Source organism: Mesorhizobium calcicola, assembly GCF_042682105.1.
GTDB classification, from domain to species: Bacteria; Pseudomonadota; Alphaproteobacteria; order Rhizobiales; family Rhizobiaceae; genus Mesorhizobium; species Mesorhizobium calcicola.
In genome coordinates this window covers 102,058-116,005 of sequence record NZ_JBHUGY010000035.1, presented here as the reverse complement: position 1 = coordinate 116,005, position 13,948 = coordinate 102,058, and the positions used below count along the sequence as shown (strand labels likewise).

The window sequence follows — 13,948 nt, the reverse complement described above, 5'->3', positions numbered from 1 at the left end:
GCGACCACCGAGCAAGTGGCCGGGATCGTGGCACTTTGCGCCAGCTCGGAAATCCCGATCGTTCCCCAGGGCGGCAACACCGGGCTGGTAGGTGGCGCCACGCCTGACGCGAGTGGCAAGGCCGTGGTCGTGTCAATGTCGCGGTTGAGCCGTGTCTGCGGCTTCGATCCTGAAAACAACACGGTCACCGTCCAAGCTGGCTGCGTGCTGCAGACCCTTCAGGAATATTGCCGCGACCGGGATCGATTGTTCCCGCTATCGCTTGCGGCGGAAGGCAGCTGCACAATTGGGTGGCAATCTTGCCAGCAATGCCGGCGGATCGCAGGTGTTGCGGTACGGCACAATACGCGAACTGACGCTGGGTCTCGAAGTCGTCACCGCTGACGGGGAGATATGGAACGGCTTGGCGGCCTGCGAAAAGGACAACACGGGGTACGACCTGAAGTCATTGTTCGTGGGCAGCGAAGGGACGCTAGGCATTATCACGACCGCTACGCTGAAGCTTTTCCCGCTGCCCCCGAATGACCCAGACGGCGCTTGTGGCGACAAACGGGATGGCGAGCTGTGTCCAGCTGCTCATCCGACTTCAGACGCAAATTGGGTCGAGTTTGACGGCATTCGAGGTCATGGCGAATGAGTGCCTGAAACTGGTCACATCACAATTTCCGCAGCAACATCTGCCTTTCGACGGCTCCTCAGTCGATGCGCCCTGGTTCGCCTTGCTGGAACTGTCCGGCAGCCAGGACCGGGAAGGGCTGGGCGAGTGCCTAGAAACCATGCTGGGCGACGCTTTGGAGGCGGGTGAGATTTGCGACGCGACCATTGCGACGAGCGTGGAACAGGAGCGGGCCTTTTGGCATCTTCGCGAAAGCATCACGCTAGCGCAGGCCAAGGGCGGCAAAGGCATCAAGCACGACATCGCGCTTCCGATCTCGAAAATCCCCGAATTCGTCGAGGAAATGGACCGGAACCTTTCGACGACATTCCCTGGCCTGTCGGTAATGCCGTTTGGGCATCTTGGCGACGGTAACCTTCACTACAACGTCGGCCCCTCTCCGAGGTTCGCAGAGGATGCCCTACAGCGCAGCCATGATCGGATTTATGTGATGGTGCACGACGCCGTCCATGCGCTCGGTGGGTCGATAAGTGCCGAACACGGCATCGGCCAGCTGAAACGGGGTGAGTTGAAGCGCTACAAGACACCCTAGCAGCGTGCCGCGATAGTTCACCCGCCACATCCTCTCGTCTTCGTCGAGATCCTGGTCGAGGACATGCTTGCCGCTCTGCAGGATGCCGGCGCAGTTGACGACGACATGCGGCGTGCCGAACGCAGCGCTGACGGCCTGCGCCAGCGCCTCCACCGATTGTGCATCGGCAACGTCGGTCTGAACAAACAGCGCGCGCGGCGCGCCCCGCCGTCTCGCAGGCGCCGGCCGCCTCTTTGCCCCGGATCGTGTCCCGACCCGCGACGACGACTTGATGGCCGTCCTCGGCGAAGCGCAGCGCGATGGCACGGCCAATGCCGGAGGTGCCGCCGATGACGACGGCTGTCGGTGTCTCAACCATGGCCGCGGTCCTTGCGCTCGATGTCGAAAAATTCGGCCATGGCCTCGACCTGAAAATCCATCATCGGGCGTCCCGGCTGGATGCGGCAGCCGATTTGCTTCGCCGCCTTGAGCAGCGCCGTCTCGGCCGGCTCCATGATGATGTCGACAACCGTCATGTCAGGCGTCAGCTTGGTCACAGTCCCATGGCAGCGGATCGGTGGCCTTCAGCCCGGACGGCGTTGCGTTGATCGCCATGTCCATGCCGGTCGGATCGGGTGGCCGATCTCGATATGGCATTTTGGGAAAGTCTTGCCGACGAGCGCGGCAAGTTTTGCAGCGCGATCGTGGTCGATGTCGGTCAGCCGGATCTCCGCCGCGCCTTCCTCGGCCAGGCAGTAGGTGAGCGACGCGCCGGCGCCGCCGGCGCCGACCTGGAGGATGCGGCGGCCGGCAATCTGGTGCCCGCCCGCCTTCAGCCCGTCGATGAAGCCGACGCCGTCGAAATTGTCGGCGTACCAGCTTCCATCAGGGCAGCCTGCGCACGGAATTGGCACTCTGCACGCGCGCGGCGCGGTCGTGAGCGGCACTGCATTTATGGTAGACCGCGACCTTGTAGGGCACCGAGATGATCACGCCGCGGATGTTCTCGGCGGCCGTGATGCCGGCCCAGAAGGTTTCGAAATCCTCCGGGCGGCAGCTTAACGGCACCATCAGGCTGTCGAGGCCCTTCTGCTCGAAGATTTCGTTGAACATTCCGGGGCTCTTGGCATGACCCACGGGGATGGGCCAGCATCACGAAGACATCGGCCTTGCCGGTTCCGCGCATCAGTTCATTCCTTTCCGTTTGACAGTTCATGGTCGCTCAGCATCTCGAGCGCCTGGACGAGGGATGAGTGGTCGGCCTCCGCGCCATCCGCTCGGGCAGAGCAGGCATTCATCAGCTGCTGCGCCGTGGCCGTGTTCGGCAGCGCGACGCCAAGCGCGCGGGGCGCTTTCCAGCGCCAGATTGAGGTCCTTCTGGTGCAGCGGATGCGAAAGCCCGGGGCAAACGTCCGGGCGATCATGCGCTCGCCATGCACTTCGAGCACGCGCGATGAGGCAAAGCCGCCCATCAAAGCGCCGCGCACCTTCGCCGGATCGCAGCCGGCCTTGCTGGCGAAGACGAGCGCTCTCTGCCACGGCCTCGATGTTGAGCGCGACGACGATCTGGTTGGCGATCTTGCAGGTCTGCCCGGCGCCATTCTTTTCGCCGATCAGGGTGATGTTCTTGCCGAGCTTCTCAAGATCGGCAGCGCCCCGTTCGAACTCGGCAGCCGGCCCGCCGACCATGATGGTGAGGCTCGCCGCCTTGGCGCCGACCTCGCCGCCCGAGACCGGGGCGTCGAGGTAGCCGGCTCCGGCTGCCCGCAGCTTCGCGGCGAACTCGGCCGTGGCGATCGGCTGATCGAACTCATGTCGATATCCAGCTTGCCAGCCGATATCCCCTCCAGCACGCCGTCCTGCCCAAGCAGGACTCGCTCACGTCGGGCGTGTCGGGCAGCATGGTCACGATGATCTCGGATGTCCGCGCCACTTCGGCTGCTGACGCGAACGACCGATGCGGTCAGCTCCTTCGGGAGAGGGGAACAGTTCAGCACGGTGACGATCTCATGCCCGGCATCGGCGAGATGACGCGCCATCGGCGCTCCCATGACGCCAAGCCCGATGAAACCGATCTTCATTTTCAACTCCCTTGCGGACCTCGCGTAACTGGCCTTGCAGCCAAAGTCAGCCATATGATATAGGACATCATACAAATTTCAATGGACCTTCTCTCACGGGAGACCGATCGCAAAATGCAGGAGCGCCGCAACACGTTGAAGACCGCCGTGACGGCCGGTCGGGCTCACATCGGCATCTGGTGCTCGCTGGCTTCGGCCCTCACCACCGAGATCGTCGCCGGCTCCGGAGCCGGCTGGGTGCTGATCGATGGCGAGCACAGCCCCAACCATCTGCGCAGCATCATGGCGCAGCTGCAGGTGATGGGCGGCTTCGACAGCGAGGCGGTGGTGCGGCTGCCCTCCGACGACGCCAATCTGATCAAGCAGGCGCTGGACATCGGCGCGCGCAGCCTGATGATCCCGAATGTGCGGACGGCCGATCAGGCCCGCGCCATCGTTGCGGCGATGACCTATGCCCCGGGCGGCTTCCGTGGCTTCTCCGTTGGCCACCGCGCCAACGCCTTCGGCCGCATCGCCGGCTACCATGCCAATGCGCGCACCCAGCAGCTTCTCGCGGTGCAGATCGAGGACGAGACGGGCGTGCCGAACGCCGCCGAGATCGCCGCGGTCGACGGTGTCGACGTTCTCTTCGTCGGCCCCGGCGACCTCTCGACCAATATGGGCGCCATGGGCAATCCCAATGCCCCCCATGTGCAGGAAGCCATCGCCTCCGTGCGCAAGGCGGCAGCAGGCGCAGGCAAGGCCAGCGGCATCCTGGCGCCGGCAAAGGCAGATGCCGACCGCTATCTCGCCGACGGCTTCACCATGGTGGCGGTCGGTTCGGACCTCGGCCTGCTGGCGCGGGGCTCGGATGCCCTGATCGCATCATTCAACCAGTAGACCGGAGACAGACCGTGGCAATCCCCTCTTACAAAGCGCCGTCACGCAGCGCCTACGATATCGTCATCGTCGGTGGCGCGGTCATCGGTTCGTCGACGGCCTATTGGCTGAGCCAGGCGCTGGGCAGCGGCGCCTCGATCCTCGTCGTCGAACGCGACTCAAGCTACGAGTTTTCCTCGACGGCGCTCTCCACTAGCGCCATCCGCCAGCAATATTCCAACCCGATCAATGTGAAGATCAGCCAGTTCGGCATCGAGATCATCCGAACCTTCCAGGAGCGGATGGCGCCCTTCTACAAGGACGAGCCGGCACCTGACCTCGGCTTTCGCGAGCATGGCTATCTCTACTGCTGCTCGCCCGAGGGCGTGGAAGCGGCGCGTGAGCGTGTCGATCTGCAGCGCAGTCTCGGCGCCCATACGGTCTTCCTCGAGCCGGGTCCGCTGAAGGAGCGCTTTCCCTGGCTGAATGTCGAGGATCTCGGCGGCGGTTCGTGGGGCTCCCGCGAAGAGGGCTGGTTCGATTCCATGGGCATGATGAACGGCTTCCGCCGCGCTGCCCGCGCCAGCGGCGTCGAGTATATCGACAATGCCGTGACCGCACTGGATCTTGCCGATGGGCGAGTCGGCTCGGTGCGCCTCGCGACGGGCCAGACGGTCGCATGCGCCACATTGGTCAACGCCGCCGGCCCCCGCGCGCAACAGGTCGCGGCCATGGCCGGTCTCTCCATCCCGGTGGCACCCTACAAGCGCTACAGCTTCGTCTTCGCCAGCGCCAATCCGATTCCCGGCCGCATGCCCAACGTCATCGACCTTTCCGGCACCTTCGTGCGTCCCGAAGGCGAGCTCTTCCTCACCGGTAACACGCCGCAGGGCGACGGGCCGGCCGGCTATGACGATTTCGAAATGCACTTCGAGGAGTTCGACGACTACATCTGGCCGGCACTCTGGCACCGCATCCCGGCCTTCGATGCGCTGAAGGTCCAGACCAGCTGGACCGGTCACTACGAATACAACATGCTCGACCACAATGGCATTGTCGGCTTCCACCCCGGAGTGACCAACTTCATGTTCGCCAACGGCTTCTCTGGGCACGGCCTGCAGCAGTCGCCGGCCGTCGGCCGGGCGGTGTCGGAACTGATCGTCCACGGCGCCTTCCAGACGCTCGACCTGTCGCCATTCTGCTACGAGCGCATCCTGCGGAACGCACCGTTCCTGGAAGAAGCTGTGATATGAGAAGGCGAGGAACCGCTGATCGTCTAGTTGCCTAGTTCGGGCTCGGCGACGTCTTCAGTCGGACCTAGCATTACGTGTCTGAGCAAGGCATATTGGCTTGGCATATTGGCCTGCATTTAAGGGGTCACCAATGAAAACTCCCCATCATATCCAATTGATGACGGACAGGATGGTTGAAACGGGTGCCCTTGCGCGAAAAGCGTCGGCAGGCGCACCAAGTATTCGTGCGCCATCGTTTGATACACTAAGCTGGACCACTCTCTTTTTCTCCTTGTTCTGCCGATGGGGTCGCTGATCGCTAGCGTCGAGGCGTAGTGATTTGGACCAGATCGTTGGGCTCACCTTCTGTCCCAGCTGAGCCATTGCTCCCACAGCGGATGTCCGAATCGAGTCAGGTCACGACGACGTTCGCGACGATCCTGAATGTCCGCTCTCGTGTATCCCAGCCTAAGCGGACCGTCCGCAATCGGCCCAAACCGGCCGCGTGTTCATCGCTATGGTCAACACCCGCTCATAGACCCTCGTTGTGGGAAAGGCACAGACAACGCTTGCAGGGAAACTAGGCCTCGTCATGGTCCTTAGGTTCGCCAGACCATACGAGAGAATACGAAGGAAATGGGTTGGCGAACCATTCGCTAACGTATTGATTTCCTATAGGAAACGCCGACCCTCCGGGCCTACCATGACTTATTGATTTTATTGGTAAAAATGTGGCTTTGCCTACGGCTTGCCCACGGGTCACACGGAATACGACCAAAGGCGCTTCCCCGGCGTCAAGCCCGACATACTGGTGGAGTTCGATTGCAACGGGCATGAAGCCGGATACGTTTCAGTTGGCCTCGGCATTTCGATAACCAACGAAATCATTGCGCGTGAATACGCTGCGTTCCACCTCGAAGCAAAGCCGGTGGAACCGTCCGCGCTCTATCACTACGTTGCGATCTGGCAGAATGGCAGGACCTTCTCCAACGCGTTGAATGTATCGCTTGAGGCGATCGTCGCCGCGTTTTCAAAAATGAAGGCTGCGACAGGGTGATAGCTATCATCATGGGCTGGTGCCCCTCGACGGAAAGCTGTCTCTCTAGGCAATCCGAAGCCTCCGACACGCGCACTGGTGTCAGACAAGACTAACCCAGTTTGGTCCTCACTCCCGCCGGCTAGATGCCGCCGGCGACTAAGCTGGTGCACGCGCGAGCGGGCATAGTGCGCGACGGTCCGCTGGGGCCGGTCGTGCCAGCAGATCGCGGCAACACCTTCCGAGGCGCCTGCTTTTGGATTTGTTGGTGAGGGTAGTCGCTCTACATGACAGCGAAGCTGCAACCGGCCACCAAGCTCTCGCCAGGGCCAAGCACCGACAATCCGTTCCACTTGTCGACCGAACCGCGGTTGTGGGCATCTACGACATGACTGACCGGCTCGAAACAGACGAAGTCGCTCACCTGCGATGGCGAATAGACCAGATAGAAGCTCAGGGCCGGGGATGCTTCGATCCTGAGGCCGCAATTTTGCTCTGGCCAACAGATGGAAGCGACGCCGGCCCAGCCGGCAAAAGCATTGTTGATCCAACCGCTGGGCAAGGCGGCCGGCGTGGCGAAATCCCAATTGGGACAGGTTCCGACATCCTCGAACCTGTCGGGGAGATGGCTGGGCAGTTCGAGGCAAACCTGTGACGCTGGGGCGTGAAGCGTTGTCAGGGCCGTTCTTGGGAACCACGGATGGATGCCAAGCCCGAACGGCAGCCTGATCGGCGCCCTGTTGAGGACCTGAAGCTGCAGATCGAGCGCCTGTCCGGTCAGGGCGTAAGCCACCTCGGCGCGATACCGATATGGACCGGGTCCTTCGCTAACGAGCGACAGCCTGGCTTTATCCGGCATCAAGCTGTCGACGTCCCATTCGCTTGAAAATCCATTGCCGTGAATGGGAAAGGGCTCGCCGGCAACGTTGGGGAGCAATTCGTGGAATTTGTTGTCGAAGGTGAAGCCGCCACCCGAGATGCGATTTGACCATGGCAGCAGCAGGTTGCAGGCGAGATCGAATGGGTTCGTGCTGCCGCCGTCAGGCCATGGCCTGAACAGCGGCGTGCGGCCACGGTCGAACCGCGCCAGACCGGCGCCAAGCGACGGAACGATTTCGGCGGACAGGTCGCCATTTCGAATTTCAATGGTCCGGGTCATCAAACTCAGATGGGATCGGCACTGGCAGTGGAGACCGGCTGTTGGTGGCGGCCCTTGCGAGCGACAGCGAGAAGGTCGTTCGAGGCGATGCCGATCAGCGCTTTCATCTGGTCGTGAGCGTCGTCGACCCTACGCATCCGGATTGCTTCCAGCACATCGCCATGGGCGCTGAGCGTCTGCTGATAGTTGGCGGTGGCCGATGTGGTCAGTCGGAAAGAGAAGCTGAGTGCGGCTGCCAGCATATTGCCGAGATTGGCGAAAACCGGGTTGCGGCTGGCGCGCAGGATGGCGGTATGAAAGCGGACATCGGCATCGAGACAGGCCGCGAGGTCGTCCTCCGGCGCAATGCGCATGGCCTCATAGGCGGCTTCGATCACCGCGAGATCGCCCGAGGTCGCCATCCTGGCCGCTAGCTGGGCGGCAGCCGGCTCGATGACCAGCCGCGCCTCGATCAAGCCGCGGACGAAATCGAGATCAGGCTCGATATCGCGCATCCATTCGAGAACCTGCGCATCAAGCCTGTTCCATTCGCTCGACACGCGCACACGCGTGCCAGCCCGCTTGCGCGCCTCGATCAGTCCCTTGGCCGAAAGCGTCAGCAGCGCATCGCGTAGCGCCGTGCGGCTGGCGCCGTAGATGACGCACAGTTCAGCCTCCGTCGGCAGGACCGCGTGCTGCGCGTAGGTGCCGACGAGAATGCGCTGTCCAAGATCGCGTGCGATGCGATCCTTCAGGGACAAATTGGCGCCATCCCCGGCAGGAAGGTCCTGCTTGCCTTGATCGATTGCAGCGGTCGCCGCGTCCATCGTCATGTCCTGTTCAAGTGGTACTCGGCAATGACCACAGCAAGGATCAGCAGTGAGCCTTTTGCCAGCAATTGATAGAAGGTTGGCACGGACGTCAGTATCATTCCGTTGTTGAGCACGCCAATGATGGCGACACCGAGCAGCGCGCCGACAATCGTGCCCTTGCCGCCTTGCAAGGCACAGCCACCCAGCACGGCCGCCGTGATAGCCTCGAGTTCCAGGCCCTGGGACCCGGATACGGGCTGACCCGAACCGGTACGGGCAGCCAGCAGGATCCCGGCCAATCCGGCGGCAACACCACTCATGATGTAGATGCCGACGCGGTAGCGGTTGATGTTGATGCCGGAGAAGCGGGCGACAACGGGATTGCCGCCCAGGGCATAGATGTTGCGGCCGACAATCGAACGCGCGAGGAAGAGGTGGAATACGATCGCGGTCAGCACCAGAATCCAGACCAGCAACGGCAGGCCGAGGATGCGTCCAATGCCTATGAACCGGAACGTGTCGCTGAAGATGGCGATCGACTGGCCGTCGGACATGATGAAGGCGATGCCGCGAAAGATCGCCATGGTGCCGAGCGTGGCAATGACCGCGTTGACTCGCCCGTAGGTGATGATGATGCCGTTAACGAGACCGGCAAGACCACCGAGCACCAGGCCGGCAACGATGCCGGCCGCCGGCGACCCGGTCGCCTGGATGGCCATTGCCGTCGAGACTGTGGTCAGACCGACAGTGGCGCCGACGGCGATATCGAGACCGCCGCCGACGATGACCACAGTCTGGCTCATCGCCAGCACGCCGAGAATGGTGATGCCGAGACCGATGTTGAGCAGGTTCCGGCTGGAGAAGAACACATCGCCGCGTAGCGAACCGAAGATGACAACGAGAATGGCGAGCGCCACCAGAAGGCTGATGTTGTGAACGCCAAGGCGCTCCACAAGGCGCGTGAAAGCGCCCCTGGGGTCGGTCTGCGCTTTCGATGCGCGAAGCTCGAGGCTGTTCATTGAATGTGGTCTCCGGGCGATGGTGCGGATTGCGGCATGGCGTGTTTGAGGATCGTCGCTTCGTCAATGTCGGGGCGGGACAATTCGGCCGTGATGCGGCCTCCTGCCATGACAAGAACCCTGTCGGCGAGACCGATCAGTTCCGGCATTTCCGAGGAAATCAGGATGATACCAATGCCGCTTGCCGCGAGTTCATCGATCAGCCGATAGATTTCCGCCTTGGCGCCGATATCGATGCCGCGCGTCGGTTCGTCGAGGATGAGCAGCATCGGCTGCCGGGCAAGCCAGCGCGCCAGAACGACCTTCTGCTGATTGCCGCCCGACAGTTTCGAAACCTGCTCGTCGAGGTTGGGTGCCTTGATCGACATCTTGGCTGCCAGCGGCGAGACAATCTCCAGCGCCTTGCGCCGGTTGAAGAAGCCGAAGCTCGACGTCTTGTCGGGCACGCAAAGCGCAGCGTTGTCGAGAATGCTTCGGAACAGGAGCAACGCCTCGTGCTTGCGATCTTCGGGAGCAAAACCGATGCCCGCGACGATCGCCGCATGCGGACTGTTGGGGAGAACGGGCACGCCGTTCATGGCTATGGTGCCGGCGATGCGCCGGTCATAGCCGACAATCGCCTTTGCCAGTTCGGAGCGGCCCGCACCCATAAGGCCGGCGATGCCGAGTACTTCGCCGCGACGAACCCTGAGGCTGACATCGCTGACGCGGTCGGTGGTCAATCCCGCCACGTCCAGCAATTGTTCCCCAGACCGCCAGGTCTCGCGGGTGAACAGATCGTCGATGCCGCGGCCGACCATGAGCTTGGCGATGGTCTGCTCGCTTGCGCCGGCCGCCGGCGAATCGTCGACCAGCCTGCCGTCGCGCAAAACGACAATGCGGTCGGCAAGGTCGATGATCTCGTTCAGCCGGTGCGAGATGTAGATGATCGACGTGCCCTCCTCGCGCAGCCGGCGGATGACGGAAAACAGGCGACGCGCTTCATCATCGGTCAGCGACGAGGTCGGCTCATCGAAGGCGATCAGCCGGCCGCCGGCACGGATGGCGCGCATGATCTCGATCATCTGGCGTTGCGCCGGGCCGAGCGTGCCGCAGAGTTGGCGTGGCCGCATGTCCTGCTGCATGCCGAAGGTCGCAAGCACCCGATCGGTCTGCTCCTCCAGCTTGCGCCAGTCGAGCAGGACGCCTGCCAGGCGCGGCAATTCGCCGACGAAAATGTTCTCGGCCACCGTCAGGTTCGGAACGATCTCCGGCTCCTGATGGATGACGCGTATTCCGGCCCGGTGGCTGTCGCGCGGTTCGCCGAAAACGATCGGCGTAGAGCCATGCCGCACGGTGCCGGTGTCCGGGCCGAACACGCCCTCGAGAATGCGCATCATCGTCGATTTGCCGGCCCCGTTCTCGCCGACCAAAGCGAGCACCTCGCCTGGCCGGAAGGCGATCGAAACGTTGTCGAGCGCCTGCACGACGCCGAAGCGTTTCGATATGCCGTCGAGCGAGAAGAAGTCCGATTGCATCAAGGCTCACTCCCAAGGATCGATCCGTGTTCGGTGGCGTGGCAGCCAGCGAACCTGCCGACTGGAAAGTGTCATGCGACCTTGGGGACGCATGACGCAGGTCCGGCTCAGTGGCAGAGCTTGGCCTTGTAGTCCGATGCAAAATTGTCGGCGGTGATGTATTCCGGGTCGGTGAAGGACTGAACGGGCAGCTTCGTTCCGTCCTTGATCGAGGCCAGCAGGATCTTCACCGCCAGCGCGCCATGGTTTGCCGAATTGAGCCACATCGTACCACGGAATGCCGAAGGCTTTCCTGATCCGAAGGCTTCGCAGGCGCGGCTGCCGTCAATGCCGATGCCCATGCCCTGGTCCGGGGCATAGCCGGCGTTTTCCAGCGCTCGCGCCGCACCCAGCACGCCGTCATCGTTGCAGGAATAGAAGATCCAGTTGGTGACGCCGGGATTGGCCGTCAAAGTGGTGGTCATGACGTCGATGGCGTTGACCATCGTGTTGTCGTAGGGGACGCGAAGGATGTTTGCCGGCTTGAAATCGGGCACCGCCTTCAGGAACGCTTCCCCGGCACCCTTGTTGCGCTGCATGCAAGTGTCGGCTTTGCGGTCCTCTATCGAGGCGATACGCACCTCCTTGCTGGCCCAGCCGCCGGCCTTGTAGAGCTTGGCCAGTTCGTCGCCTACCCGCGCACCGATATTGTAGGCATTCATGCCGACATAGGGCACCTGGGTGCCATCCTGGTAGTAGATATCGTCATCGACCGCCACCAGGGGGATTTTCGCCGCCTTGGCCTTCTCGGCGATGACCGGCCCCAGCGCCTTGTCGGGAACGACGATGGCGATTCCCTTGACGCCGTCGCCGACCATCGTGTCGAAGGTGGTGATCGTCAGATTGGAGTCGAACTGGACGTCTTGCGACACGAAGGTGGCGCCGGCAGCCTCAGCCGCTTTCTTGGCGCCGCCGACTTCGGCGACGAACCATGGATGCTCGCCCATCTTGTTGATGTAGCCGATCTTGATGTCGTCGGCGCTTGCCGCGCCAGCCATCAGTCCGGCAGCCAGTATCGCCAATGTTGCCAGAGCCTTTGTCGTCGTTTTCATGTGGATCCTCCCTGCTTGGTTGTCAGTCGTGGTAGAGAACCGAGCGTCCACCATCGATGGTGATCGTCTCGGCATTGATGAACGGCGCTTCGTCCGAAGCGAGGAAAACCGCCGTCAGTGCAACTTCGTCCGGCCGGCCAATGCGCTTGGGCGGATGAAGGTCGTAGGCCCGCCGCTTCTCCTCGGCAGGGTCTGGAAAGGTGTTCCAATAGGCTTCCGCGATCGGCGTCTCGACGTAGCCAGGGGCGATCGCATTCACGCGGATGCCGCGCGCCGCATATTCGATGGCGAGCGAGCGGGTCAGGCCGACAAGCGCATGCTTGGCGACCGGATAGGGAAATGTGTGGGGAATGATCTTGAAGGCGTGGCAGCTGGCTATGTTGACGATCGACCCCGAACCGTTAGCCAGCATCGTCGGCAACACCGCCTTGGCGCAGAACCACGCGGCCTGGAGGTCGAGCCTGAGACAGCGGTCCCATTCCTCGTCCGGCATCAGCAAAGGTTCGTGGAAGACATTGGCGCCGGCATTGTTGACGAGAACATCGACGCCGCCATAGGTCGCGATCGTCTTTGCCACCATGTCGGCCACTGCCGCTGTGTCGGTGACGTCGGTTTCGACGAAAAGGGCGCCGGCGCCCTTGGCACGCAATTCGTCGGCGATCGCCTTGCCGGTTGCCGCATTCAGCTCGGCAATCACGGTCTTTGCCCCCTGCATCGCAAAGGCTCGGGCGGTGGCGGCACCAATGCCCTGGCCGGCGCCGGTGACGATTGCGATTTTTCCCTGAAGCCTGCCTGTCATGGCGCTCACCAATCGACCACAGTGCCGTCGGGCATGACGGCGTTGCGAGCATGCAGCACTTCCTGCTTGAAGGGATGGCGCGCGATGACATCTTCATTCACGGTGACGCCAAGGCCCGGCAGATCGGGCACGTCCCAGCGGCCGGGTTTGCGATCGATCGGCCAGGTGACGACGTCGTCGTACCAGGCGACCGCGCCCGACATCTCCTCCTGGATGATGACGTTCGGCGTCGATATGCCGAAGTGAAGCGCTGCGACGCCGGCGATCGGGCCGAGCGGGTTGTGCGGCGCAAGGCCGATGCCAGCGGTTTCCGCCAGAGCCGCGATCTTCTTGGTCTCGAGCAGACCGCCAGTATGGCAGATATCGGGCTGGGCTATGTTGAACGCACGCGCCGCGATCGATTGCGTGAACTCGCGGCGTCCGATCAGCCGCTCGCCGGACGCTATGGGGACCGCCGATCGTGCGGTGATATGCGCCAGGCCGGCGACATCTTCGGGCGGCACCGGCTCTTCGGCGAACATGATGCGGGCCGGTTCGATCGCCTTGAGATAGTCCATCGCCGCGTTGACGGAGGCCGGGCGTCCGTGAAAGTCGACCATGATGTCGATATCGGGACCGACGGCCTCGCGCAGCGCGCCAACCATGTTGGCAACGGAGTTGACCGCCTTCGCCGGCGAGACATAGTGGGTATAGGGAATGCAGACGACCTTGACCGCGTCGTAGCCGGCCTGCGCGACGATGCGTCCGCGTTCGACGATCGTGTCCGCCGACCCGCTCTCATAGACCGCCTTCATGTCGCCGAGGCCGAGATGCGTGTAGGTGCGCAGATAATCGCGGACCTGGCCGCCGAGAAGCCGCCAGACCGGGACGCCCAGCGACTTGCCCAGAATGTCCCAGAGCGCGATCTCGATGCCGCTGACGGCCGACATTCCCTCGACGCCGAGACGCCAGAAACCGTGGCGCGTCAGGATCTGGTAGCACTGCTCCACATTGCGCGGATCCTGCCCGATGAGCAGTGCCTCAAGATCCTGAAGCGCGCCAACGACGGCACGCGTCTTCCATTCCAGCGTTGCCTCGCCCCAGCCAAACAGACCGGCCTCATCCGTTTCGACCCGAACGAAAACCCAGTTGCGCATCTCCGCATTACAGACGAGCGCCTTGATGGCCGTAATTTTCAC

Annotated in this window: 17 protein-coding genes and 3 pseudogenes; 6 read left to right on the top strand and 14 right to left on the bottom strand. The window is 62.7% G+C overall.

What is annotated here, in order from left to right; translation table 11 throughout:
- The 3 genes from ACFSQT_RS23720 to ACFSQT_RS23710 form a co-directional block, all read left to right on the top strand.
- Positions 1-384: FAD-binding oxidoreductase (locus ACFSQT_RS23720; protein ID WP_379022699.1), on the top strand; the 384-nt coding region annotated here is incomplete at its 5' end.
- Positions 326-637 carry an FAD-binding oxidoreductase gene (locus tag ACFSQT_RS23715; RefSeq protein WP_379022697.1) on the top strand — a complete coding sequence of 104 codons (312 nt, stop codon included), beginning with the start codon at positions 326-328 and terminating at the stop codon, positions 635-637. The genes ACFSQT_RS23720 and ACFSQT_RS23715, both read left to right, overlap by 59 nt.
- Positions 522-1,208 (top strand): FAD-binding oxidoreductase, encoded by a 687-nt coding sequence (locus ACFSQT_RS23710; RefSeq protein WP_379022695.1) that lies wholly within the window; start codon positions 522-524, stop codon positions 1,206-1,208. Before ACFSQT_RS23715 ends, ACFSQT_RS23710 begins: the two co-directional genes overlap by 116 nt.
- Before the next feature lie 27 nt (positions 1,209-1,235).
- Here the strand turns inward: ACFSQT_RS23710 and ACFSQT_RS23705 are convergent.
- The 7 genes and pseudogenes from ACFSQT_RS23705 to ACFSQT_RS23675 form a co-directional block, all read right to left on the bottom strand.
- A pseudogene (locus ACFSQT_RS23705) lies at positions 1,236-1,361 on the bottom strand (SDR family NAD(P)-dependent oxidoreductase); the annotation flags it as partial.
- Positions 1,362-1,473: 112 nt separating this feature from the next.
- Positions 1,474-1,566, bottom strand: a pseudogene (locus ACFSQT_RS23700) (SDR family NAD(P)-dependent oxidoreductase); the annotation flags it as partial.
- Complete coding sequence (locus ACFSQT_RS23695) at positions 1,559-1,723, bottom strand: hypothetical protein (RefSeq protein ID WP_379022693.1); 165 nt, start codon at positions 1,721-1,723, stop codon at positions 1,559-1,561. The pseudogene ACFSQT_RS23700 and the gene ACFSQT_RS23695, both read right to left, overlap by 8 nt.
- Before the next feature lie 48 nt (positions 1,724-1,771).
- On the bottom strand, positions 1,772-2,101 hold the full coding sequence (locus tag ACFSQT_RS23690) for a hypothetical protein (RefSeq protein ID WP_379022691.1): 330 nt from the start codon (positions 2,099-2,101) through the stop codon (positions 1,772-1,774).
- The gene (locus ACFSQT_RS23685; protein WP_379022689.1) at positions 2,073-2,300 is read right to left on the bottom strand and encodes a hypothetical protein; all 228 of its coding nucleotides are present in this window, start codon (positions 2,298-2,300) and stop codon (positions 2,073-2,075) included. The genes ACFSQT_RS23690 and ACFSQT_RS23685 overlap by 29 nt, the downstream gene beginning before the upstream one ends.
- 77 nt (positions 2,301-2,377) lie before the next feature.
- Positions 2,378-2,659 carry an NAD-binding protein gene (locus ACFSQT_RS23680; protein ID WP_379022707.1) on the bottom strand — a complete coding sequence of 94 codons (282 nt, stop codon included), beginning with the start codon at positions 2,657-2,659 and terminating at the stop codon, positions 2,378-2,380.
- Between the two features lie 196 nt (positions 2,660-2,855).
- Positions 2,856-3,268: pseudogene (locus ACFSQT_RS23675) on the bottom strand (NAD(P)-dependent oxidoreductase); the annotation flags it as partial.
- A 114-nt stretch (positions 3,269-3,382) separates the two neighbouring features.
- Here ACFSQT_RS23675 and ACFSQT_RS23670 point away from each other — a divergent pair.
- From ACFSQT_RS23670 to ACFSQT_RS23660, 3 genes are all read left to right on the top strand, one after another.
- On the top strand, positions 3,383-4,147 hold the full coding sequence (locus tag ACFSQT_RS23670) for an HpcH/HpaI aldolase family protein (RefSeq protein ID WP_379022687.1): 765 nt from the start codon (positions 3,383-3,385) through the stop codon (positions 4,145-4,147).
- A 14-nt stretch (positions 4,148-4,161) separates the two neighbouring features.
- Complete coding sequence (locus tag ACFSQT_RS23665) at positions 4,162-5,379, top strand: NAD(P)/FAD-dependent oxidoreductase (RefSeq protein ID WP_379022685.1); 1,218 nt, start codon at positions 4,162-4,164, stop codon at positions 5,377-5,379.
- Positions 5,380-6,169: 790 nt separating this feature from the next.
- Positions 6,170-6,415, top strand: a complete 246-nt coding sequence (locus tag ACFSQT_RS23660) for a type 2 periplasmic-binding domain-containing protein (protein ID WP_379022683.1) — start codon at positions 6,170-6,172, stop codon at positions 6,413-6,415.
- 262 nt (positions 6,416-6,677) lie between these two features.
- On the opposite strand, the gene ACFSQT_RS23655 is transcribed toward ACFSQT_RS23660, so the two are convergent.
- The 7 genes from ACFSQT_RS23655 to dgoD form a co-directional block, all read right to left on the bottom strand.
- The gene (locus ACFSQT_RS23655) at positions 6,678-7,553 is read right to left on the bottom strand and encodes an aldose 1-epimerase (RefSeq protein ID WP_379022681.1); all 876 of its coding nucleotides are present in this window, start codon (positions 7,551-7,553) and stop codon (positions 6,678-6,680) included.
- A gap of 5 nt (positions 7,554-7,558) precedes the next feature.
- Positions 7,559-8,359, bottom strand: coding sequence for a FadR/GntR family transcriptional regulator (locus ACFSQT_RS23650; protein ID WP_379022679.1), 801 nt, complete (start codon positions 8,357-8,359; stop codon positions 7,559-7,561).
- Positions 8,360-8,361: 2 nt separating this feature from the next.
- Positions 8,362-9,363 carry an ABC transporter permease gene (locus ACFSQT_RS23645; protein WP_379022677.1) on the bottom strand — a complete coding sequence of 334 codons (1,002 nt, stop codon included), beginning with the start codon at positions 9,361-9,363 and terminating at the stop codon, positions 8,362-8,364.
- Positions 9,360-10,880, bottom strand: coding sequence for a sugar ABC transporter ATP-binding protein (locus ACFSQT_RS23640; RefSeq protein ID WP_379022705.1), 1,521 nt, complete (start codon positions 10,878-10,880; stop codon positions 9,360-9,362). Before ACFSQT_RS23640 ends, ACFSQT_RS23645 begins: the two co-directional genes overlap by 4 nt.
- A 107-nt stretch (positions 10,881-10,987) precedes the next feature.
- A complete protein-coding gene (locus tag ACFSQT_RS23635; protein ID WP_379022675.1) occupies positions 10,988-11,971 on the bottom strand; it encodes a substrate-binding domain-containing protein in 984 nt (327 codons plus the stop codon).
- A 22-nt stretch (positions 11,972-11,993) separates the two neighbouring features.
- Positions 11,994-12,770, bottom strand: a complete 777-nt coding sequence (locus tag ACFSQT_RS23630; RefSeq protein WP_379022673.1) for an SDR family oxidoreductase — start codon at positions 12,768-12,770, stop codon at positions 11,994-11,996.
- A gap of 5 nt (positions 12,771-12,775) precedes the next feature.
- Entirely contained in the window at positions 12,776-13,948 is a 1,173-nt protein-coding gene (gene dgoD, locus ACFSQT_RS23625; protein WP_379022671.1) for a galactonate dehydratase, read from the bottom strand.

Bases quoted from the DNA above. Each gene is read 5' to 3' on its own strand.
- ACFSQT_RS23680 (WP_379022707.1), bottom strand. From the start codon at position 2,659: ATGGGCGGCTTTGCCTCATCGCGCGTGCTCGAAGTGCATGGCGAGCGC.
- ACFSQT_RS23670 (WP_379022687.1), top strand. From the start codon at position 3,383: ATGCAGGAGCGCCGCAACACGTTGAAGACCGCCGTGACGGCCGGTCGG.
- ACFSQT_RS23710 (WP_379022695.1), top strand. From the start codon at position 522: ATGACCCAGACGGCGCTTGTGGCGACAAACGGGATGGCGAGCTGTGTC.
- ACFSQT_RS23645 (WP_379022677.1), bottom strand. From the start codon at position 9,363: ATGAACAGCCTCGAGCTTCGCGCATCGAAAGCGCAGACCGACCCCAGG.
- ACFSQT_RS23695 (WP_379022693.1), bottom strand. From the start codon at position 1,723: ATGACGGTTGTCGACATCATCATGGAGCCGGCCGAGACGGCGCTGCTC.
- ACFSQT_RS23640 (WP_379022705.1), bottom strand. From the start codon at position 10,880: ATGCAATCGGACTTCTTCTCGCTCGACGGCATATCGAAACGCTTCGGC.
- ACFSQT_RS23685 (WP_379022689.1), bottom strand. From the start codon at position 2,300: ATGTTCAACGAAATCTTCGAGCAGAAGGGCCTCGACAGCCTGATGGTG.
- ACFSQT_RS23635 (WP_379022675.1), bottom strand. From the start codon at position 11,971: ATGAAAACGACGACAAAGGCTCTGGCAACATTGGCGATACTGGCTGCC.
- ACFSQT_RS23650 (WP_379022679.1), bottom strand. From the start codon at position 8,359: ATGGACGCGGCGACCGCTGCAATCGATCAAGGCAAGCAGGACCTTCCT.
- ACFSQT_RS23630 (WP_379022673.1), bottom strand. From the start codon at position 12,770: ATGACAGGCAGGCTTCAGGGAAAAATCGCAATCGTCACCGGCGCCGGC.
- ACFSQT_RS23655 (WP_379022681.1), bottom strand. From the start codon at position 7,553: ATGACCCGGACCATTGAAATTCGAAATGGCGACCTGTCCGCCGAAATC.